Origin of the sequence: Streptomyces sp. CC228A (assembly GCF_021390935.1) — a bacterium.
GTDB lineage: Bacteria > Actinomycetota > Actinomycetes > Streptomycetales > Streptomycetaceae > Streptomyces.
Map to the genome: position 1 here is coordinate 213336 of NZ_JAJPUI010000008.1, position 19358 is coordinate 232693.

17 protein-coding genes and 2 pseudogenes are annotated in these 19358 nt (G+C 75.4%); 9 read left to right on the top strand and 10 right to left on the bottom strand.

The annotated features are described in order from the left end of the window. Positions 1–720: 720 nt before the first annotated feature. A pseudogene (mmuM, locus tag L6E17_RS22910) lies at positions 721–1661 on the bottom strand (homocysteine S-methyltransferase). A 157-nt stretch (positions 1662–1818) separates the two neighbouring features. Beyond that, the gene (locus L6E17_RS22915; protein ID WP_236242626.1) at positions 1819–3249 is read right to left on the bottom strand and encodes an endo-1,4-beta-xylanase; all 1431 of its coding nucleotides are present in this window, start codon (positions 3247–3249) and stop codon (positions 1819–1821) included. A gap of 187 nt (positions 3250–3436) precedes the next feature. On the opposite strand from L6E17_RS22915, the gene L6E17_RS22920 reads away from it, so the two are divergent. Further along, positions 3437–4456, top strand: coding sequence for a LacI family DNA-binding transcriptional regulator (locus tag L6E17_RS22920; RefSeq protein WP_236242740.1), 1020 nt, complete (start codon positions 3437–3439; stop codon positions 4454–4456). Positions 4457–5404: 948 nt separating this feature from the next. Here L6E17_RS22920 and L6E17_RS22925 read toward each other — a convergent pair. Continuing rightward, positions 5405–5815 carry a hypothetical protein gene (locus L6E17_RS22925; RefSeq protein ID WP_374109126.1) on the bottom strand — a complete coding sequence of 137 codons (411 nt, stop codon included), beginning with the start codon at positions 5813–5815 and terminating at the stop codon, positions 5405–5407. 22 nt (positions 5816–5837) lie between these two features. After that, positions 5838–6340: pseudogene (locus L6E17_RS22930) on the bottom strand (ATP-binding protein). A gap of 223 nt (positions 6341–6563) precedes the next feature. On the opposite strand from L6E17_RS22930, the gene L6E17_RS22935 reads away from it, so the two are divergent. From L6E17_RS22935 to L6E17_RS22945, 3 genes are all read left to right on the top strand, one after another. Beyond that, positions 6564–7430: a helix-turn-helix transcriptional regulator gene (locus L6E17_RS22935; RefSeq protein ID WP_236242628.1), complete on the top strand. Its 867-nt coding sequence runs from the start codon at positions 6564–6566 to the stop codon at positions 7428–7430. Then, on the top strand, positions 7431–7676 hold the full coding sequence (locus tag L6E17_RS22940) for a DUF397 domain-containing protein (RefSeq protein WP_071284158.1): 246 nt from the start codon (positions 7431–7433) through the stop codon (positions 7674–7676). It abuts the gene before it with no gap. Positions 7677–7774: 98 nt separating this feature from the next. Next, a complete protein-coding gene (locus tag L6E17_RS22945) occupies positions 7775–8587 on the top strand; it encodes an SAM-dependent methyltransferase (protein ID WP_236242629.1) in 813 nt (270 codons plus the stop codon). Positions 8588–8594: 7 nt separating this feature from the next. On the opposite strand, the gene L6E17_RS22950 is transcribed toward L6E17_RS22945, so the two are convergent. From L6E17_RS22950 to L6E17_RS22965, 4 genes are all read right to left on the bottom strand, one after another. Next, entirely contained in the window at positions 8595–10316 is a 1722-nt protein-coding gene (locus L6E17_RS22950) for a M64 family metallopeptidase (protein ID WP_236242630.1), read from the bottom strand. A gap of 32 nt (positions 10317–10348) precedes the next feature. Further along, positions 10349–10507 carry a hypothetical protein gene (locus L6E17_RS22955; RefSeq protein WP_236242631.1) on the bottom strand — a complete coding sequence of 53 codons (159 nt, stop codon included), beginning with the start codon at positions 10505–10507 and terminating at the stop codon, positions 10349–10351. A gap of 100 nt (positions 10508–10607) precedes the next feature. Continuing rightward, a complete protein-coding gene (locus tag L6E17_RS22960; protein ID WP_236242632.1) occupies positions 10608–11960 on the bottom strand; it encodes a 6-phospho-beta-glucosidase in 1353 nt (450 codons plus the stop codon). A 27-nt stretch (positions 11961–11987) separates the two neighbouring features. Beyond that, positions 11988–13781, bottom strand: a complete 1794-nt coding sequence (locus tag L6E17_RS22965) for an FAD-dependent oxidoreductase (protein WP_236242633.1) — start codon at positions 13779–13781, stop codon at positions 11988–11990. Positions 13782–13919: 138 nt separating this feature from the next. Here L6E17_RS22965 and L6E17_RS22970 point away from each other — a divergent pair, with 138 nt between their 5' ends. Beyond that, positions 13920–14378 carry a YchJ family protein gene (locus tag L6E17_RS22970; RefSeq protein ID WP_236242634.1) on the top strand — a complete coding sequence of 153 codons (459 nt, stop codon included), beginning with the start codon at positions 13920–13922 and terminating at the stop codon, positions 14376–14378. Between the two features lie 135 nt (positions 14379–14513). Here the strand turns inward: L6E17_RS22970 and L6E17_RS22975 are convergent, their stop codons facing one another. Next, positions 14514–14774: a hypothetical protein gene (locus tag L6E17_RS22975; protein WP_236242635.1), complete on the bottom strand. Its 261-nt coding sequence runs from the start codon at positions 14772–14774 to the stop codon at positions 14514–14516. Between the two features lie 175 nt (positions 14775–14949). Here L6E17_RS22975 and L6E17_RS22980 point away from each other — a divergent pair, with 175 nt between their 5' ends. Further along, positions 14950–15150 (top strand): hypothetical protein, encoded by a 201-nt coding sequence (locus L6E17_RS22980; RefSeq protein ID WP_236242636.1) that lies wholly within the window; start codon positions 14950–14952, stop codon positions 15148–15150. Between the two features lie 61 nt (positions 15151–15211). On the opposite strand, the gene L6E17_RS22985 is transcribed toward L6E17_RS22980, so the two are convergent. After that, entirely contained in the window at positions 15212–16276 is a 1065-nt protein-coding gene (locus L6E17_RS22985; RefSeq protein ID WP_236242637.1) for an ATP-dependent DNA ligase, read from the bottom strand. Between the two features lie 74 nt (positions 16277–16350). On the opposite strand from L6E17_RS22985, the gene ligD reads away from it, so the two are divergent. The 3 genes from ligD to L6E17_RS23000 all read left to right on the top strand — a co-directional run bounded on the left by ligD (position 16351) and on the right by L6E17_RS23000 (position 19293). Beyond that, the gene (gene ligD / locus L6E17_RS22990; protein WP_236242638.1) at positions 16351–17460 is read left to right on the top strand and encodes a non-homologous end-joining DNA ligase; all 1110 of its coding nucleotides are present in this window, start codon (positions 16351–16353) and stop codon (positions 17458–17460) included. A gap of 376 nt (positions 17461–17836) precedes the next feature. Further along, a complete protein-coding gene (locus L6E17_RS22995) occupies positions 17837–18643 on the top strand; it encodes a VOC family protein (protein WP_236242639.1) in 807 nt (268 codons plus the stop codon). A 362-nt stretch (positions 18644–19005) separates the two neighbouring features. Continuing rightward, the gene (locus L6E17_RS23000) at positions 19006–19293 is read left to right on the top strand and encodes a WhiB family transcriptional regulator (RefSeq protein ID WP_236242640.1); all 288 of its coding nucleotides are present in this window, start codon (positions 19006–19008) and stop codon (positions 19291–19293) included. Positions 19294–19358 lie beyond the last annotated feature (65 nt).

A 19358-nucleotide genomic window follows, 5' to 3' on the forward strand; every position in this document is an offset into this window, starting at 1 on the left:
CTCTACCGCGAACGGGGCGGGGGAGTGGTGATCCGCGGCGAGCACGTCGGCCGATGGATCAGCCTCGCACCCCGCGGCACCCGGGACGACATACTGGTCCGCGCCGGGCGCATCCTCGACGGCGGTACGACGGCGCCCGCGCGCGCCGAGGCGGTCGTCAGCCTGGCGGTCGGCCGGGACGAGCTGGCCGCCCTGTGCCGCCGCCTGCTGGCCGACGCCGCGGACGACCCCGGGACGCCCGTGTTCGTCCCCGGACCCCGCTCCGCCGCACACCGCGGCCGCATCGGCGGCGGCCCCGTTCCGCGCCCCGCCGGGGCCGCGCGGAACGGGTTCGCGGGCGCCGCCCGCGCCACACCGGGCTCGCCTCGGGCCTCATCCTGCTGGGCATCCTCGGAGCCGTCGGACTCTACGTCTACCTCGCCGCCGCCCCGTAGCCACAAGGCCGTGGCCCCGCGATCCGCGCCCCGCCCGTCGCGCTGCACGGTGCGGATGCGCCACGCCTGCGATGGCCGGTGCCCCCGGCGGCACCTGCGCCGCCCCGGCCGCCGCGGACCGCGGTCCCACCGCCGCCGCACCGCCCCACGGCGGGCAGCCCCACGAGCATCCGCCCCGCGTCAGGCCCCGGCAGGAAGAGGCACCTGCCGCCGGGCAGCGGCACGAAGGGGCACCCGCCGCCGGTCAGGGGCCTGCACGCAGGGTCCCGCCGCGTGCCGGGCGCCTTCACGGCGTACCCGCCCGGAGCCGGGCGGCCACGGTCGCGATGTCCCGCGGGCCCACCCGGCAGCAGCCGCCGACCAGCCGCGCCCCCGCCCGCCGCCACTCCTGCGCGCGGTCCGCCGTGAAGGCGGTGCGCCCCCGCCAGCACCGGGCGGCCGCGTCCCAGGTCTCACCGCTGTTCGGGTACACCACGACCGGCAGGCCCGTCACGCGGGCGGCCGTTTCCACCGCGCGGCCGGCGTCCGCGGGCGTGCAGCAGTTGACGCCCACGGCCACGACCTCGTCCACGCCGGCGTCGGCGACCAGGCCGAACGCCTCCTGAAGCGCCTGCCCGGCCCGCGTGCGGCCACCCGCCACCGTGTACGAGAGCCAGGCCGGTACGCCCAGTCCGCGCACCGCGCGCAGCAGCGCCAGGGCCTCGTCCGCGTCGGGCACGGTCTCCAGGGCCAGCACGTCGGGCCGGGCCGCGGCCAGCACCTCCAGGCGGGGGCGGTGGAAGGCCTCCAGCTCGGCCGTGCCCCGTCCGTAGCGGCCGCGGTACTCGGAGCCGTCGGCTCGCATGGCACCGTACGGCCCCGCCGACGCGGCCACCCACAGCGGCCGGGCCACCCGCGGCCGCGGGCCCGGCGAACCGCCTCCCGCGCCAGGCCGACGCTCAGCGCCATCAGCTCGGCGGCCCGCTCCCGGCCGATGCCGCGGCGGGCGAACCCCTCGAACGTCGCCTGGTAGCTCGCGGTCGTCGCGACGTCCGCGCCCGCCTCGTAGTACGCGAGATGGGCGGCGACCAGTGCCTCAGGGTCCTCGGCCAGCAGCCGCGCGGACCACAGCGCGTCCGCGAGGTCGTGGCCGGCGGCCTCCAGCTGGTTCGACAGCCCGCCGTCCAGGACGACCACGCGGGCCGGGTCGGACAGGGCGTCGAGCAGGGGAGGCGTCACGGGCGTCATACCACCGAAGCTAGCGAACGCGGCCGCCCGCCGCCCCGTCGGCCGGGGCCGACGGCCTCGGGGCCTCCTCGCAGGCGGGCCCCGGCCCTCCCGGAGCCGCGCCACGGGCGGCCGCCGCTCCACGAGGCGGCGCGGCGGCCCGCGGCGCGGCCCGGCCTCACCCCGCCTGGGCGGTCCCGGTGGCGCACGGCCGGCCGTTCAGCGCGAAGCCGGCCGGCGCCGCGTTCCCCCCGGACCAGGCTCCGTTGAAGCCGAACGTCACCGAACCGCCGGGTGCGATCGACGCGTTGTACGGCACGTTCGCCGCCGCCACGGACGCGCCCGACTGGTTCATCGCGGCGTTCCACGCCTGCGTGACGCTCTGGCCCGACGGCCATGTCCAGGCCAGCTGCCAGCCGTTCACCGGCGCCGTGCCCGTGTTGCGTACGGTCACCTGCGCGGTGAACCCGGCCGACCACTGGTTCTGCACCGCGTAGGCGACCGCGCAGCCGTCCACGGGTCCGGGCCCGGGACCCGGACCGGGGTCACCGGTCCAGCCCAGTGCCTCCGCGATGCCGTAGAAGGCCGGCTTCGGGCGGAAGCCCTCGTCGTACGGCGTGGCCGCGCCCTGGCCCTCGAAGAAGTCCGGGATCCACGAGTCGGAGTCCGTGAAGCCCCACACGGTGACGCCCACGCACCGCGACACCGCGAGACAGGCCCGGGTGACCGCCGCGTAGTCCGCCTTCTGCTGGGCGAGCTTCGCCTCGGTCGCGGGCAGCTGCATGCGGATGTCGAGCTCCGTGACGGCCACGTCCACACCGAGGTCCGCGAACCGCTGGATGTTCGCCTGGAGCGAGGGCGGGACCTGTCCGACGATCAGGTGCGCCTGCAGACCCACCCCGTCGATGGGCACCCCCTGCGCCTTCAGCGACCTGACCAGTTCGTACATGCCGTCGCTCTTCGCGTTCAGCCCCTCCACGTTGTAGTCGTTGAGGTACAGCTTCGCCGCCGGGTCGGCGGCCCGGGCGGCCCGGAACGCGTCGGCGATGTACCCGTCGCCGAGGGTGCGCTGGAATACCGACTGGCGGCGGGTGCCGTCCTCGTCGAACGCCTCGTTGACCACGTCCCAGTGGTCGATGCGGCCCTTGTAGCGCCCCGCCGCGGTCTTGATGTGCTCGGTCATCACCGTGCGCAGCCCGGAGGCGGTCCACGAGCCGTTCTCCACCCACGACGGGAGCTGGCTGTGCCACACCAGGGTGTGGCCCCGCACCTTCTGGCCGCGGGCCTCCGCGAAGTCGACCACGGCGTCCGCGCCCGACCAGCGGAAGTCCCCCCGCACCGGTTCGACGGATCCCCACTTCATCTCGTTGCCGGGGGTGATCGAGTCGAACTGGGCCCCGGCCACGTCCGCGTAGGCGCCGGTCAGTTTCGCACCGGTCACCGCCGTGCCGTAGGAGATGCCGTGCGCGGCGGCCAGGTCCCGCAGCACGGGGTCGGCCGCCTCGGCCGCGTGGCCGGGAACCGCCGCCCCGGCCGCCAGCAGGGCGGCGGCGGAGATGCCGAGCACGGTTCTGCGTAAGCTCTGGAGCTTCATGGACGTCCCTCTCATGAACGGCTTCACGTCTCCTCCGGTCTTCCGGAAGACTGCTGAAAGGTTTCGAGTGCGTCCGGAACGGTAGGGGCGCGCGAGGCAGCGGTCAACGGAGGTGGGGGAATTGGCAGCAGAGGACCAGGCACGCGACCAGGCGCCGGGCGCACCGGCCGGGGGAGCCGCCGCCGGCCGGGCGAAGGTCACGATCACGGACATCGCCCGGGAGGCCGGGGTCTCGGTGCCGACGGTCTCCCGGGTCGTCAACGGCAGGTCCGACGTGTCACCCGCCACCCGCGCCCGGGTGGAGCGCCTCCTGCGCGCCCACGGCTACCGCCGCCGCACCGGCGCGCCCGGCACCGGCGCGGCCCTGGTGGACCTCGTCTTCAACGACATCGCCAGCCCGTGGGCCGTCGAGATCATCCGCGGGGTGGAGGAGACCGCACGGGCGGCCGGGCTCGGCACCGTGGTGTCCGCGCTCCACGGCCGCAGCGGCGACGCCCGCCAGTGGATGCGCAACCTGCGCGCCCGCGCCTCCGGCGGCGTCATCCTCGTCACCTCCGTCCTGGAGCCCGTCCTCCACGACGAGCTGCGCCGCCTCGGCGTGCCGCTCGTCGTCGTGGACCCGGCGGGCTCCCCGGTCCTGGACGCGCCCACGGTCGGCGCCACCAACTGGGCGGGCGGACTGGCCGCCACGGAGCACCTGATCGGTCTCGGCCACCGCAGGATCGGGTTCGTCGCGGGCCCGCCCCGGCTGCTGTGCTCGCGGGCCCGCCTCGACGGCTACCGGGCCGCTCTGGAAGGCGCCGGTCTCGCCGTCGACGACGCGCTGGTCGTGCCCGGGGACTTCTCCCACGCCTCCGGGTTCGCGGGCGGCGGCGCTCTCGTCGAGCTCGACGATCCGCCGACCGCCCTGTTCGCCGCCAGCGACCAGATGGCGCTCGGCGCCATGGAGGCGCTGCGCCGCCGCGGGCTGCGCGTACCGGAGGACATGAGCGTGGTCGGTTTCGACGACCTGCCGGGCGTCCGCTGGTCGGCGCCGCCGCTGACGACCGTGCGGCAGCCCCTCGCCGAGATGGGCAGGACGGCCGTTCGCACGGTGCTGCGGCTGGCGCGCGGCGAGGAACCGGACGCCCGCCGCGTGGAGCTCGCCACGGAACTGCTCGTCCGGGCCAGCACCGCGGCGCCCGGCCGGGCCGGGACGGGAAGGGCCCCGGGAGCCCGCTGAACCCGGGGCGGTCCGGCCGCCGCGGCATCCGTGTGCGCCGCTTGGGGACCGGCGCCGCGCCACTGGACGGCGCCGACGGCACGCCCTGCGACCGGCACCGACCGACTTGGGCGGTCCCGGTGCCGACCGGTGCTGCGCACGCCGTCGACCGGCACCGACCGGCACCCACCGGTCCGCACGGACCAGCACCGACGGGCGCCGACGACACGCCCCGCCGCGTACGCCGACCAGGACGGGCCGCCCGCACGGACGGCACCGACGGGCGCCGCTTACGCCGACCCGCACTGACCAACCCGCACCGACCGGCCCGTACCCGACCGGTCCCCGCGTCACTGCCGGCCCGCCTCCCGTACGGCCCGCCTCCCGTACGGCCCGCCCCCCGTACGGCCCGCCTCCCGTACGGCCCGCCGAAGCCCCCCGGCGGACGGTGTCGCCGCCGTCGCCTGCCGCCAACCCCCTCTGCACCAAGCGTCGTTGACACCGGCGAGCGGGGGACGTACCTTCCCTCTCCTGGCGACCGGTAATTTCCGATACCTTCCGGAAGGGCGGCTCCCGGAGGGGCGCGGCGCAAGGGAGTCCCATGGTGCAGCCCTGGCACGACACCCGCACGGCCCGCGGGCGATCGCGTGGCAGCGCCGCTGCGCCGGACGAAGCCGGACGAGAGGGCCGCCCGGCTCCCCGGGGCCGGGCCGGGGTCCGCCGCGGAGGAGGGTGGGGACGAGGGCAGGGGCGCCGCCTTGCCCCGGCGCGGGGTCTCCGGGCCCCGCACCCTGGCCGGGAGCGCGGCGGGTACTGCGGCGCCGCGGTCCCGCCGGGGGGATGAGCCCCGCACCCAGGGCAGGCGGCACCGGCCTCGCGCTCGCAGGCGGCACCGGTCCCGGCCCGCGCGGGCGGCCGCCACGGCCCGCAGCGGGCGGCCGCCGGTCAGCGGCGCGTTCAGGGGCGCGGTCAGTGGCGCGAGCCGACCTCCGGCAGCGTCCACGAGGGGGCCGTGCCGGTGAGCTGGCAGACCATCAGGTACAGCGGGATGGGCGGAGTGTAGGGCGACGTGCAGCCCGGCCGGTGGATGAGGCGGGGGCGGCGGTCGGGGACGTACGCCCCGGGCGCGTAGCAGGCGGGCAGCGGCCAGCGCAGGTCCGCGTCGGAACCGGCGGGGACCAGCCACCACCACCACTCGGGGTCGGCGAACACGCAGCCGTTGCCCGGCAGCCGGCCCAGCAGCCGCGCCCCGTACCGGGACGGCACACCGACCGCGTCGCAGCCCAGCGCCGCCGTCAGGTGGGGCGGCGGTGACAACTGCACCTCCCGCAGGTGCGGGAGGCCCGGCTGCGTGCCGCGGGCGGTCGACAGGCTCACCACGGACGTCAGCACGGCGCCGGCCTCAGCACGGTTCCGCCCGGTCGTGCGTCAACTCCGCCCACACGATGCGCCCCGCTCCGTGCCGCGCGTCGTGCGCCCCCCACGCGCTGCACACCGCGTCGACGATCAGCAGCCCCGGCCGCACTCCCCGGCCTCGGCCGAACGCGGCCGCGGTGTGCCGGCCGGGCGCCCCTCGTCATGGACGGCCACCCTCAACCGGTCGCCCCGGTCGCGCAGTTCGCACACGATCCGGCTGCTGAGGGTGTGCAGGACGGCGTTGGTGAACAGCTCCGACACCACGAGCTCCGCGGCGTCCCGGATGTCCGCGTCGGCGCTCCAGCGGACCAGCCGGTCCGCGACCAGCCCCCGGGCGCGGGCCACCGACTCGGCGCGGGAGGGCAGCTCGAACGCGAATCGGCGGAGATCGGCAGCCGTGGACGGGTGGGCGGCGGTCCGCTGCGGGGGCACCGCGGCACCGGGTCGTGGCGCTGTGAGCCGGGGGGTGAGCGCGTTACCAGGTGCCACGACCGATTCCTCACATGGGGGCGCGGCCCTGCCGCGCCGCGCCGTCACCGGGGCGCAGCACGCAGCAGCCGCGTGAACTGGTTCACCAACTGGTTCATCGGAATACTTTCCTCCCGGCGCCAACACTTGGCAAGTGGCACTCTGAAAATTGCAGAGTGCTGTGTTCTCTCTGCCCGTCCCATGGCAGACTCGACGCACACACCGGCACGTGGGGAGGTCAGAAGTGAGCGAGCCGCGGTCAGCCCCCACGGTCGGGCAGGTCGTCCTCGGCAGGCGCCTGCAGGACCTGCGGGAGCGCGCCGGCCTCAAGCGCGAGGAGGCCGCGAAGGTCCTGCGCGTGGCCCCCGCCACGATCCGCAGGATGGAGACCGCCGAGGTCGCCCTGAAGATCCCCTACGTGCAGCTGCTCCTCCAGGCCTACGGGGTCGAGGCGGAGGAGGCCGACGGCTTCGTCCGGCTCGCCGAGGAGGCCAACAAACCGGGCTGGTGGCAGCGCTTCCACGACGTCCTGCCCGGCTGGTTCAGCATGTACGTCAGCCTGGAGGGCGCCGCGAGCCTCATCCGGGCCTACGAGCCCCACTTCGTCCCCGGCCTCCTCCAGACCGAGGACTACGCCCGGGCCGTGCTCCGCGCCGGGGCGGTGGGCCCGGTCAAGCACGACGACATCGAACGCCACGTGGCCCTGCGCATGGAGCGGCAGGCGCTGCTGACCCGGCCGGAGCCGCCCCGGTTCTGGGTGGTCATGGACGAGACGGTGCTGCGCCGCCGGCCCCCGGGCACCGGCCCCGCCGTCATGCGGGCCCAGGCGGACCGGCTCCTCGAAGCCGCCGAGCTGCCCCACGTCACCCTGCAGGTCGCGGAGTTCGCGACGGGCCACCACCCCGGCACGTACGGCCCCTTCGTGCTCTTCCGGTTCGCCATGCCGGAGCTCCCGGACATGGTCTACAGCGAGTACCTGACCGGCGCCGTCTATCTGGACGCGCGCCCCGAGGTGGCCTCCCACCTCGAGGTCATGGACCGCATGGCGGCCCAGGCCGCCACAGCACAACGTACGAAGGAGATCCTCCGGGGTTTCCGCAAGGAGCTGTGAATGGATCGCATCTACAACGGCATGCGCGCCGCGGACCTTGGCACCGAGGGCTGGCACAAGCCGTGGAGCGGTGGAAACGGCGGCAACTGCTTCGAGGCCATGAAGCTGGCCGACGGCAGGGTCGCGGTGCGCCAGTCCGCCGACCCGGACGGCCCCGCCCTCATCTACAGCCCCCACGAGATCGCCGCCTTCATCGAGGGCGCCAAGTCCGGGCAGGCCGACTTCCTGCTCACCCCGACCGGCTGATCCGGCCCGGCACCCTGCATGATGGTGCGTCACCAGCGTTGCCCCGGCGACGCGTCAGGCCCGACCAGGAACCCGACCCCACACCACGGGAGCGTCAGATGACCGACGCCGCACGGCCCGCCGTCCAGATCGACACCAGCAAGCCGCACCCCGCGCGGATGTACGACTGGTTCCTCGGCGGCAAGGACAACTACCCGGTCGACGAGGAGATGGCCCGCCAGCTCCTCACCATCGACGCCCGCGGCCGCGACATGGCCCGCGTCAACCGGGCGTTCATGCACCGGGCGACCCGCTGGCTCGGCACGCAGGCCGGCATCCGGCAGTACCTGGACATCGGCACCGGCATCCCCACCGAGCCCAACCTGCACCAGATCGCCCAGCAGGTGGCACCCGAGGCGCGGATCGTCTACTGCGACAACGACCCGATCGTCCTGGCCCACGCCGAGGCGCTGCTGCGCTCCACCCCGGAGGGCGTCACCTCCTACATCCAGGCCGACGCCCGCGAACCCGACGCGATCCTCGAACGCGCCGGGGAGGTACTGGACTTCACACGCCCCGTCGCGCTGTCGCTGCTGGCCCTGCTGCACTTCGTGGACGACGAGGACGGCGCGTACGAACTGGTGGACCGGCTCGTCGGGACGCTCGCCCCCGGCAGCTACCTGGTCCTGTCCCACGTCACCGGCGACTTCGACCCGGAGGGCGCCGCGAAGGCCCGCGCCGTGTACCAGGGCCGCGGCCTGACGCTGCGGCCGCGCAGCCGCGAGGAGTTCGCCCGCTTCTTCGGCAAGCTGGAGCTCGTGGAGCCCGGCGTCTCGCTCACCGCCGAGTGGCACCCGGAGCTGGGCGAGGCCGTCCCCGTCAGCGGGGACGGCCCCATCCCCGGCTACGCCGCCGTGGCCCGCGTCCCCTGACGGGGCATCAGGACCCGGCCGGGCGCACCAGTGTGACGAGGAACCTTCCCGCCGCACCGGTGTTCCCGGCCGGGTCGATCGTCCGGTACTCGACGGTGTGCGTGCCGTACCGGGGGGCCGCGTCGTCCCACGGCACCGCGCGGGGACTGCCGAGCTTCCCGTACACCAGCCCGTCGATCTCCGTGCCCGACGGGGTGAAGAGGAACGGCGCCCGCGCGTCCGTCGGCCAGCCGTAGTACGTGTACCAGCCGTCCCCGTTCACCCGGAACTGGGTGACGACGTGACCGCCGTGGTCGTCGGCCGCGTCCAACCGCATCGTGAACGGCCCGTCGTACACGTACTCCACCGGCCGCCCCGGCTCGCGCACCGTGCGCAGCGGCGCGGACAGCTCGTACGACGCCTCGGCCGGCGCGGCGTCGACCGTCCAGCGCAGGACGTGCGCCGTCCCGGCGATCCGCGCCGTCAGCGTGTGCCTGCCGGGCCGGATGCGCAGCGCCGACAGGTCCAGGTCGCGGTCGTTGCCCGGGTTCGCCACCGGCCGGCCGTCCAGCGCCCACCGCACGGCCGGGATCCGGTCGGGCGGATGCGTCGTGTCCGCGTGGACCACCGACCAGGCCCCCACCGGCGTCTGCGTCGGCGTGTGCGACGTGAACCGCACCGCCACCCGCTGCGGACGGGTCGGCAGCCGGGTGTCCACCGTCCACGCCACGGACCGGGTCAGCGCCGCCGAACCGCGCACCGCCGGGTCGCGGACGAACGGCGTCGGGTCCGTCACCGTCGCCGTCAGGGCGTGCCGGCCGGGAGTCAGGGGCAGCCGCCGCAGATCCACCGTCCGGGCGCCGCCCGCGGGCAGGGGCCGGCCGTCCAGCCGCCACACCACGTCCAGCTCACCGCCCAGCGGGTGCAGCGTGTCCACCCACACCGTGCGGTCCGCGCCGATCGGCGCCCCGTTCGGGGTGTGCCCCTGCACCAGGTCCACCTTCGCCGAGACCGCCTGTACCATCACCTCGCGGCCCACCTCGTCGAAGGGGTATCCGAGCGTCTTCATCAGGGAGTGCCGCGTCGGCCGCCACACACCCCCCGTGGAGTACAGCCCGCCCTCGTACCGCCCGATGACACCGCCCGCCTCGCTCTCCTCGCCCAGCCACCGCCACCACTTGGCACGCCGGTCGCGCAGCTGCTCCGAGGTGAGCACCGTGTGGTGCGCCGACGCCGGCTCGCCGCCCCCGTACGCCCCGCCGGGCATGCCCCGCGCGTAGTAGTCGTACTCGTCCTGCAGCCCGCCCAGCGAGTGCCCGATCTCGTGCGGGGTGATCTGCGACGACAGCGCGTTGCCGCCGGAGGCCGTCGCGAAGGTGCCGCCGGCGCCGCCGTACGTGCTGCTGTGGGCCAGGGCCACGATCTGCCGGTTGGCGGCGGACGTCCCCGCCACCAGGTCCGCGTACCGCGCGGCCGCCGCGCCGTCCACCGCGAGCAGCCGCTGCACGCTCCGCGGATCGCAGCCGCCCCAGAAGCCCATGCCGAGCGGGGTGTCGCGGCGCGGCCCGTCCAGTGAGGGGTCGCAGTCCACTCCGGAATCGGGCGACGGCACCTGCACCGCCCACACGTTGACGTAGGAGCGGTAGGACCGGAACGGCTCGATGCTCCACAGGACCTTGACGTGCCGGTCCACGTCCGCGCGGAACCGCGGCAGCTCCCCTGCGGTGTAGCCGTCGCCGATGAAGACCATGTTGAACCGTTTCTCCGCGGGGCCCGTGATCTCTACGGGGACGACGGCCGCGGCGGCGTCGGGGGCGCCGCGGCGGCCTCGCCGTACCGGCCGGCGGCGGATGCCCCCGCGCCCGGCACCGCCGCCCACAGCAGGCACGCGGCGGCCGCGAACACGGCGAGTCTGCGCAGTCGTGCGCCTTGAGCAACCATGGGGCCGGAGCGTAGGAGCGGCCCGACACCCCGTAAAGAGGCCCTTGTCGGCCGCCCGCGCCGCTCACGGCCGGCCGGGCCCAGCCGCCCCGCAGGCCCCTCACGACAGGTACGCGAGCCCGGGATGCTCCCTGCGGTACGCCTCCAGCAGCCGTCGCGCCACCGCCACCGAGTCGACCAGCGGGTGCAGGGCGAACGCCTTCACGGCCGCCTCGCGCGAGCCCGTCTCGGCCGCCGCCAGCACCTCCCGCTCCACCGCCTTGACCGCCGTCACCAGTCCCACCGCGTGGTACGGCAGCGGGTCCACGGCCACCGGGCGCGCGCCGTTCGCGTCCACCAGGCAGGGCACCTCCACCACCGCGTCCGCATCCAGCACCGGCAGCGCCGACCCGTTGCGGACGTTGAGGACGAGCGTGGTCCGCTCCCCGCGGGCGACGGCCCGCATCAGGGCGAGCGCGACCTGCTCGTACCCGCCCGGCTCCAGGTCCTCCTCGGCCCGCCCCCCGGTGTCGCCGGACGCCGCCCGGTTGGCCGCCATGTACGTGGCCTCCCGCTCGGCGAGGGTCCGCAGCCACGCGTCGAGGGCCTTCACGCCCGGCCGCGCCGCGTCCGCGTAGAAACCGGCCTGCTGGCGCAGCAGGTACGCCCCCCGCGTCCCGTCCGCGCCCGCGGCCTCCCGGTACGCCTGCACGGTCTCCCGGCCGAAGTAGTAGTAGTGCAGGTACTCGTTGGGCACCGCGCCCAGCGACCGCAGCCACTGCGGGCCGAACAGCCGGCCCTCCTCGAACGAGCCGAGCAGCTCCGGGTCCGCCATCAGTTCGGGCAGCACGTCGCGCCCGCCGACCCGCAGCCCGCGCAGCCAGCCCAGGTGGTTGAGTCCCACGTAGTCCGCCCAGGCGTCGGCCGGGTCCACCCCCAGCACGCGCGCCACCCGGCGGGCCAGTCCCACCGGCGAGTCGCAGATCCCGATCACCCGGTCGCCCAGCACCCGGGACATCGCCTCCGTCACCAGGCCCGCCGGGTTCGTGAAGTTGATGACCCAGGCGTCCGGAGCCACGGCGGCCACCCGCCGGGCGATGTGCGCCGCCACCGGAACGGTCCGCAGCCCGTACGCGATACCGCCCGCGCCCACCGTCTCCTGGCCGAGGACCCCCTCGGCCAGCGCCACCCGCTCGTCCGCGGCACGTCCCGCGAGCCCGCCCACGCGGATCGCCGAGAACACGAAGTCCGCGCCCCGCAGCGCCTCGTCCAGACCCGCCGTCACCGTCACGGCGGGGGCGCCGGGCACCCCGTCGGCCTGCTCGGCGAGCACGCGGCCGATCGCCCCCAGCCGCGCGGCGTCCACGTCGTGCAGGACGACGCGGGTGACCCGCCCCTCGCCGCGGTCCGCCAGGAGCGCCCGGTACACCAGCGGCACACGGAACCCGCCGCCGCCCAGAATCGTCAGCTTCATGCCCCCGTACGCTACTGGGCCGGGGCGCTAGCCGAGATCGAGTGCGTGGGGCAGCCCCATCCGGTAGCGGTACAGGTCGTGCCGCTTCAGGCCCTCCAGCTCCGGCGGCCGCAGCAGCGGGCGGACCGTGCAGCGCGGCGCCGCCGAACCGGTCCGGTCCAGCAGCGCGTTGACAGCCTGCCGGGCCGCCGCGTTGGCGCCCTCCATCGTGGCGAGGTCGATGTCGACGGAGACGTAGTCCCCGGCGAGGAACAGGTTCGGCACACGGGTGGCCGCCCGGGGCCGGTCGTGGAACGTCCCCACCGGGTGGATGAGCAGCTCGTCCTCGTTCGTCGGATGCGGGGTGCCGAGGCCGTCCACCGCCGGGTCCAGGAACCAGCCGTGCAGGGCGCTGTCCTTCAGCGCGGGGTGCCCGGTGTCGTTGAGCGCCGCCTTCAACTGCGCCCACACCTCGCGCGCGACCTGCTCCCGGGTGCACTGCTTCGCGGTCTTCCCGTACAGGATGCCCGGACGGTCCCACTCCGAGACGTCCACCGACAGGCAGTCGGCGACCAGCCCGTCGCCGTACTCGGCGGGGAAGTCGCGGGCCCAGTGGTGGGCCTGCGCGATGGCGGTCAGCGCCCACGGCGAGTCCACGCAGTTCACATGGCCCCTCACCAGCGGCGGCCGCTCCGTCAGATAGAACTGGATGCCGGTCATCCAGTCCGTGCGGAGCCGGTCGCAGCGGGCCAGCTGCGGATCGGCGGCCCGCAGCGCGGGCCCCCAGGTCCGCCGGGCGTGCTCCACCGGCAGGGCGCAGACATAGTGGTCGGCGGTCACGTCCCGCCGTACGCCGCCGGGGTCCTCCATGCGCGCCGCCCGGATCGCCCCGTCCTCGTACACGAGCTCGCGCAGCGTCCAGCCGACCTCCAGGGCGACGCCCAGGCTCCGCAGGTGCGCGGCCCACGGGTCGATCCACGCCTCGTTCGTGGGCGCGTTGAGGATCCGGTCCGGCGGGCCGTCCGCGCCCCGGCCCAGCGCGTTGAGGACGAACGCCTCGCCGAGCGTGCCGACCGTCCGCGTGCTGGCCTCCTCCGCCTTCGTGGCGACGATGTTGCGGGTCACGCCGACGGCGAGGATCCGCTGGTAGTCCTCGGACATCCGGGCGGCCCGGGTGAACTCCCACCACGGGGTGCGCTCCCACTCGCCGTCCCGCCGCTCCTGGCAGCTCGTCAGGAACACCAGGGCGCGCCCCACGAAGTACGCCGTCTCGTGTGCCGGGAGGCGGACGGCGGTGTCGACGAAGGCCGTCAGCGCGCGGCGCAACTCGTCCAGTGTCAGCCGCTCCGGCCGGTGGCCCGGCCAGGGGATCGCGAACCGCAGGTCCTCGCGGCCGCTGCGGGCGAACAGCATCTCGCGGGGCGCCACGAGGTTGTCGAAGACACCGCGCGGGTTCCCCGGGAACGGGATGCGGCGCATCGTGTCCGGCAGGTTGTGGTAGATGCCCGGGATGAACCGGAACCCGTGCTCGGCGGGGAGCGGCCGGCGGCCGCCGCGCGCGCTCCCGGGCACGTCCATGCTGCGGGCCTTGCCGCCGAGGGCGCGGCGCTCGTAGACGGTGACCCGGAAACCCCGTTCGGCGAGTTCGTGGGCGGCGGTGAGGCCGGCCACCCCGCCGCCCAGCACCGCGACCGACGGTGCCCGCCCGCCCCCGGCGGTCCGGTCGGGGCCGCTCGGCGCGGGGGCGGCCTGCGCGGGCGGTGCGGTGAGGCCCGCCGCCCCTGCGCCCGTGGCGGCGGCGCCCGCCATGAAGATCCGGCGCGTCGTACCCGTACGGTCCATGCCCACCCCTTTACCGGCGGTAACTCCCGTGTGGCGCAGGAGGATAGGGCCGCCCCGCGGGACCCGGAAGTGCCGTGCGGCCCCTGCCGCACAATGACCGAAAGCACGCCCCGGCGGCGGCCCCGGCACAATGGCCCCATGTCCCGACGCACGACCAGGAACCGCCGCGGCAAGCCCGCCCCGCCCCCGGCCCCCCGACCGCAGCCCGCCGTGCGGGCCGACGACCCGTGCCCGTGCGGCCTGCCCGCCGCGTACGCCGCCTGCTGCGGGCGCTTCCACGCGGGCACCGCGGCGGCGCCGACGGCCGAGCTGCTGATGCGCTCCCGCTACAGCGCCTTCGCCGTACGGGACGAGCCGTACCTCCTGCGCACCTGGTCGGCGGCGACGCGTCCGCACGGCGTGGACTTCGACCCGGAACTGCACTGGACCGGCCTGGAGATCCTGGACACCTCCGACGGCACCCTCTTCCACACCGCCGGCACCGTCACGTTCGCGGCCCACTACACCCACGCCGGCAGCCCCGGCACCCTGCGCGAACGCAGCCGCTTCGAGAAGGCCGACGGCCGGTGGGCGTATGTGGACGGGGCCTTCGACTGAAGCCCGCCTCCCCGCTCGGAAGCCCGCGCCGGCTGCCCGGCCGAGGAGTCGGCCGAGGCGCCGCGGGACCACGGGAGCGTCCCGGTCGCTGCTGCGCGGCGTGACCAGCCGCTGCGGGCCGGCCGGCCGGGGACGCTAGCGGACGCCGGTGCCGGGTCGCAGCACCAGGCCCGGGTTGTACGCGGCAAGCACCTTGTTGGCGCGGGCCAGCGCCGACAGGGCGTACTCCCGGTCCGCCTGGTCCTCGGCGCACAGCGGGCCGCGGAACCGGCGCACCTCGCGCGCCGCGCACACGGCGTCGACCTCCGCCTGCAGGACACCCAGCGGCATACAGGAACCGATCATGGCGGCGACCTGGTCGGGGATCGGGACGGGGATGAGACGCGACACGGTCACGTGAGGTCCTTGTCTGCTGCTGTCCTGCTTGTGGCAGGCCTTCGACTGCGGGGTGTACCCCCCTATGGTGACGGCTTCCGCACCCCGCTCCGCCCCCGGGTCCGTCCCCGTCCTGCAACGGTCCTGCGTTCCCGCCCCGCACCGGGGTACCCGTCGGCCCTTGGAGGTGATCGCCATGCCAGAGCCCGGCAGCAAGAAGTACGACGTCCACCGCGCCCGGCTGCGCAAGGAGGCGGAGAACCAGGGCGTGCCCGACCAGGACGCGAACGAGGAGGCGAACGCGAAACTGCAGGAGAGCCCCGAGTGGAGTGCGCGCGGCCCGCGCACCGAACGCGGCCGCGGCCCCAAGGGGGAGCGCGGGGAGCGGTCCGAGTGACGGCCGGGCTGCCGCGCAGGCCGCGCACCGGCGTCCGCGCGGAGCCCGGCACCCGCAGGTGTCAGCGCCCCGACAGGACCGCGTCCAGGTCGTACGAGACGGGCTCCTCCAACTGGGTGTAGCCGCAGCTCTCCGGGGCGCGGTCGGGGCGCCAGCGGCGGAACTGCGCCGTGTGCCGGAAGCGGTCGCCCTCCATGTGGTCGTACGCCACCTCGCACACCCGTTCCGGCCGCAGCGCCACCCACGACAGGTCCTTCTTCCCCGACCACCGGCTCGGCGCCCCCGGCAGCCGCCCCGCCTCGTGCGCCGCGGCGTCCGCCCACGAGGCCCACGGATGGCCGTCCGGCGGGTCCATGACCAGTGGCTCCAGCTCCCGCACCAGCTCCTCGCGGCGGCGTGCGGTGAACGCCGCGCACACCCCCACGTGCTGGAGCGCCCCCTTCGCGTCGTACAGCCCGAGCAGCAGCGAGCCGACCACCGGGCCGCTCTTGTGGAAGCGGTACCCGGCCACCACCACGTCCGCGGTCCGCTCGTGCTTGACCTTGTACATGACCCGGGCGTCCGGGCGGTAGGGCAGGTCGAGCGGCTTGGCGACGATCCCGTCGAGCCCGGCGCCCTCGTACCGCTCGAACCAGTCCCCGGCCACCTCGCGGTCCGTCGTGGCGGGCGCCAGGTGCACCGGGGGGCGCACGCCCGCGAGGACGCGCTCCAGTGCCGCGCGGCGCTCCGCCAGCGGGGCGCCCATGAGCGACACGTCGTCCAGAGCGAGCAGGTCGAAGGCGACGAACCGCGCCGGAGTCCGCTCGGCCAGCGTCCGCACGCGCGAATCCGCGGGATGGATGCGCTCGGTCAGCCGGTCGAAGTCCAGACGCCCTTCGCATGCGATGACGATCTCGCCGTCCACCACGCACCGCTCCGGCAGACGCTCCCGCGCCGCGTCCGCCAGCTCGGGGAAGTAGCGGGTCAGCGGCTTGCCCGTGCGGCTGCCGATCACCACCTCGGCGCCGTCCCGGTGCACGATCGCCCGGAACCCGTCCCACTTGGCCTCGTACTGCATCCCCGGCGGGATCGTCTTCACGCTCTTGGCCAGCATCGGCTTCACGGGCGGCATCACCGGCAGGTCCATGGCGCGATTCTGCCCGAAACGGAAGGAGGTAGCCCGATATGCGCGTCATGTCGGCTCGGCCTACCGTGGCGGCTATGGCAGATGCGGTGGAGTTGGAGGCCGGAGGCCGCAAGGTGCGCCTGAGCAACCCGGACAAGGTCTACTTCCCGGAGCGGGGCTTCACCAAGCTGGACGTCGCCCGCTACTACCTGGCCGTCGGCGACGGCATCACCCGCGCCCTGCGCGACCGGCCGACCACCCTGGAGCGGTTCCCCGACGGCGTCGAGGGCGAGTCCTTCTTCCAGAAGCGGGCCCCCAAGAACCTGCCCGACTGGATCCCCACCGCCCACATCTCCTTCCCCAGCGGCCGTTCGGCCGACGAGATCCGCCCCACCGAGGTCGCCGCCGTCCTGTGGGCCGCCAACCTCGGCACGCTCACCTTCCACCCGTGGCCGGTGCGCGGCGACGCCACCGACCACCCCGACGAACTGCGCATCGACCTGGACCCGCAGCCCGGCACGGGCTTCACCGACGCCGTACGGGCCGCCCACGAGCTGCGCGCCCTGCTCGACGAGTACGGACTGCGGGGCTGGCCCAAGACCTCCGGCGGCCGCGGGCTGCACGTCTACGTGCCGATCGCCCCGCGCTGGACCTTCGCGGGGGTGCGCCGCGCCGCCATCGCGGTCGGCCGCGAGCTGGAGCGCCGGATGCCGGGCCGGGTCACCACGGCCTGGTGGAAGGAGGAGCGGGGGGAGCGGATCTTCGTCGACTACAACCAGACCGCCCGGGACCGGACCATCGCCTCCGCGTACTCCATCCGGCCCAAGCCCCACGCGCCGGTGTCCGCGCCCTTGCGCTGGCAGGAGCTCGACGACGTGGACCCCCGCGACTTCGACCTGGCCACCATGCCCGTGCGGTACCAGGACGAGGGCGACGTCCACGCCGACATGGAGGAGCACGCCTTCGGCCTGGAGGGGCTGCTGGAGCTGGCCGAACGCGACGAGCGCGAGCACGGGCTCGGCGACCTGCCGTATCCGCCGGACCATCCGAAGATGCCGGGCGAACCCACACGGGTGCAGCCCAGCCGTGCGAAGGGGAGCAGCGGGAAGCGCGCCGAGGAGGACCACCCGACAGACGGCGGGAAGCGCGCCGAGGAGGACCCCGGGGCCCGCGAGGAGGCCCGGCGGAGCAGACCGAGCACATAGGCCCCGGGCCCCGAAGCGTCGCAGACCGCGCAGCACGTGCAAGCAGAGGGAGCGGAGGAGGGAGCGGAGGAGGGCGCGGAAGAGGGAGCGGAAGAGGGAGCGGAAGAGGCCCTTCCGCTCGCGGATTTCGCACACGTCGCAGGACCCGCCGGGCGCGGCGCGCCGGGCGGGCAGCGGTGGGAAGGGGTAAACCGGTCACGGGACCCGCACACCGCGCGCCGCACGCCCGGGACCCGTCCGCAGGCGGCCGGGCACGGCACCGGATGGGGTCCGCGGCACCCGCGTGGTGCCGCCCGCCCCGCCGCACCGTCACGTTCGGCCCGCCGCCCCGGCGGCAGCGCCCCCACCACCGGCACCCGAAGGAGCAGCGCACCCCATGCTCACCACCCGCTTCGTCACCGGCGCCCCGAACTGGGTCGACCTCGGCACTCCCGACCTGGACGGCGCCCGGTCCTTCTACCAAGGGCTGTTCGGCTGGACGTTCCAGGACGCCGGACCGGACTCCGGCGGATACGGCATGTTCCAGCGCGGTGGCAGCACCGTCGCAGGCGCCATGGCCATCCCCGCCGAGCACGGCCGTTCCGCGTGGACGGTCTACTTCCAGGCGCCCGACGCCGACGCCGCCGCCGCGGCCGTGCAGCAGGGCGGGGGCGCGGTGGGCCTCGCGCCCATGGACGTGCACGACCTCGGCCGGATGGCGCTGTTCAGCGATCCGACCGGGGCCGGTTTCGGTGTGTGGCAGCCCGGCACGAACAAGGGGCTCGACGCGGTCGGCGAACCGAACGCGCTCTCCTGGACCGAGCTCTACACCCCCGACCCGGTCACCGACCTGTCCTTCTACGACCTGGTCTTCGGCATGGAGGCCCACACGGCCGACCCCGCGGCGGGAGGCTCCGGCTACACCCTCCTTCAGCCGTCCGGGACGGGGCGGTCCTCACTGGAGGACGCCTTCGGCGGTGTCGTCCCGCTGGCGGAGGACCCTTCGGAGGCGGAGAGCGGCCCCTCGTGGACCCCTTACTTCCAGGTGACCGACCTGGACGGGGCCGTCGCGCAGGTCGAGCGGCTGGGCGGCTCCGTGCGGAGGGAGGCGGTGAAGCTCGCGGGTCTCGGCCGCGCGGCGAAGCTCACGGATCCGTACGGCGCCCGCTTCGCGCTGCTGGAACGCGCCGCCCGCACTCCCTGACGGGTCCCCGGAGCCGGGTTCGGCGCGGCTGCCGGAGCGGACGCGTGACTCCGGGCCGGCATGATTCCCGGCTGCGCCGCCGGGCGGCCGTACGCGCAACGAGGCGCCCTACCCCCGTCCGGTGCACCCGCCCGTACCCCCGTCCGGTGCACCCGCCGGGACGCCGTCCGGTACGGCCACCGGGACGCCGTCCGGTACGGCTCCGGGGCCGTGCCGCCCGGAGCCCCGGGTGGCGCCGCGCCGAGTCGGCCGACCCTTTGCGCCGCCGCACCACGCGGGGCCATCCTGGCGGGGCGCGACCGCCGCGTCACCGTTGACCGTTCGTTGACCGGTCGTTTATCGCGTACGGGGAGGGTGGGCCCATGCCGATCAACAGCACCGTGAACAGCGCCGCCCTCCCCGCTCCGCACGACCCCGAGCTCTCCTGGCAGAAGACCGCCCTGTGCGCCCAGACCGGCCCGGAGCTGTTCTTCCCCGAGCCCGGCTCCTCCACCCGGGAGGCGAAGTTCCTCTGCGGGCGCTGCGACGCGCGGGGCGCCTGCCTGGAGTACGCGCTGGCGCACGACGAGCGGTTCGGGGTCTGGGGCGGGCTGTCGGAGCAGGAGCGGCTCGCCCTCAGGCGCGGGCGCCGCGAGCGGCAGGCGGCCTGACGGCGGCGCGCGGGCAGCCTCCGGCGCCGCGCCGCCCACGCTGCCTGCGGCCCGCTGCCGGGTGG